Source organism: Paracoccus sp. (in: a-proteobacteria) (assembly GCF_030536915.1).
Lineage (GTDB): Bacteria > Pseudomonadota > Alphaproteobacteria > Rhodobacterales > Rhodobacteraceae > Paracoccus.
On the sequence record NZ_JAUNPC010000208.1, the window covers coordinates 1 to 1,875 of the forward strand.

General features: G+C 72.3%; 2 protein-coding genes. Both read right to left on the minus strand.

All coding sequences use genetic code 11. The features are described 5' to 3' along the window. The coding region (locus tag Q4F04_RS15780) for an acetate--CoA ligase family protein (RefSeq protein ID WP_303370734.1) at nucleotides 1–1,726 on the minus strand (1,726 nt) is incomplete at its 3' end. Nucleotides 1,727–1,729: 3 nt separating this feature from the next. Then, nucleotides 1,730–1,875: acyl-CoA dehydrogenase family protein (locus Q4F04_RS15785; protein WP_303370735.1), on the minus strand; the 146-nt coding region annotated here is incomplete at its 5' end.

Consider the following 1,875-nt stretch of genomic DNA (forward strand, 5'->3'; position numbering starts at 1 on the left):
CCACGATCAGCTCGGCCAAGGCGCCCTGCACCATTCGCTCGACCAGAAAGCCGCAGCCCAGATGCGAAAGCGACTGCGCCGCCGCCCGCACGTCGTCGGGGCCGCGCAGGTTCAGCCGGACCGCCGCCATCTCGGTCTTGTGCAGCAGCGCCTCGCCCACGCCCTTCAGCACGACGGGATAGCCGATGCGGTCTGCAAGCGCGGCGGCCTCCTCCGGGGTCGCGGCGATGCCGCCCTCGGGCGTGGCGATGCCCAAGCCGCGCAGGACGCCCTTGGAGGCCCATTCGTCCAGCGCCCGCCCCGGCTGACCTTCGGGCGCCTCCTGCACCGCCAGCGGCGCAGGGGCGGGAAGGGCCCAGGCCGCGCCCACCTGCGCCGCGTTCGCGATGGCCTTCAGCGCACTCGCCAGCCCCATCATCGGCGCGATCCCGGCGGCCATCAGCCTGTCGGCCTGCGCCTCGGTCATGTTCTCGGGCAGGCTGGCCACCAGGGCGAAGCGGCCGCCGCCTTCGGCATGGGCGGCGATCGCGGCCTCCATCGCCAGATCGGTGCCGTTGTCGTCGCAGCGGTCGGGGCGCGGGCTGTCCATCACCAGGACCGTCATGCCGAAGCCGCAGTCCAGCATCGCCCGGTAGGTCGCCTGCAGCGCCGGCCCGTTCCCCCAGGTGAAGGTGTGATAGTCGAGCGGGTTCGAGATCGTCACCAGCGGCGGCAGGGTGGCGCGCAGCCGTTCCGCCTCGTCTTCCCGCAGGGGCCGCAGGTCGAGCCCCTCGGCATCCGCCCCGTCGCCCACCAGCGAGGCCTCGCCGCCCGAGCAGCTCATCGACCCCAGCGTGCGGTCGGGCGAGGGGCCCAGGACATGCAGCAGCTTCAGCGTTTCCACGAATTCGTCGAGCGAGCGCGCCCGCACCACGCCCATGCGCGAAAGGAAGGCGTCCGACAGCGCGTCGGCGCCCGCCAGCGAGGCCGTGTGCGACAGCGTCATCGCCTGCGCCGCCGCCGAGGCGCCGACCTTCAGCGCGACGACCGGCACGCCGCGTTCGCGCGCGCGCCCGACCAGCGATTCCAGCCGATGGGGGTCGTCGAAGCCCTCGATGTGCAATCCCAGCACCGTGACGCGCGGATCGGCCAGCGCGGCCTCGGCCAGGTCCGACAGGCCCGTCTGCGCCTGGTTCCCGGCCGTCAGCACATAGGCGAGCGGCAGCCCCCGCTTCTGCATGGTCAGGTTGATGGCGATGTTCGAGGATTGCACCACGATGGCGGCGCCGCGCTCCACCCGCTGCCCGCCGTGCTGGTCGGGCCACAGGATCGCCCCGTCCAGGTAGTTGATCAGGCCGTAGCAGTTCGGCCCCAGGATCGGCATTTCCCCCGCCGCCGCCAGAAGGGCGGCGTTGCGCTCGCCCCCGTCCGAAACCTCGCCGAAGCCCGAGGCGAAGCAGACAGCGCCGCCTGCGCCCCGTTCGGCCAGTTCGCGCACGATCTGGATCGTGCCGTCGCGGTTGACGCCGATGAAGCTGGCGTCGGGGGGCCTGGGCAGGTCGGCCACGCCGCGCCAGCAGCGCAGGCCCTCGATCTCGTCCTTTGTCGGGTGGACGGGCCACAACTCGCCGTCAAAGCCCATCTTGCGGCATTGCCGCAGGACGGCCGTGGACCAGCCGCCGCCGAAGACGGCGATGGATCGCGGCCGCAGCACGCGGGACAGGTCGCGTTCGGTCAGGTCGCGCATGGCTCAGGCCCCCAACGGGCGCAGCAGGTCGCGCGAAATGATGTGGCGCTGGATTTCCGAGGTGCCGTCCCAGATGCGTTCGACCCGCGCGTCGCGCCAGAAGCGTTCCAAGGGCAGGTCGTCCATCAGGCCCAGGCCCCCGTAGACCT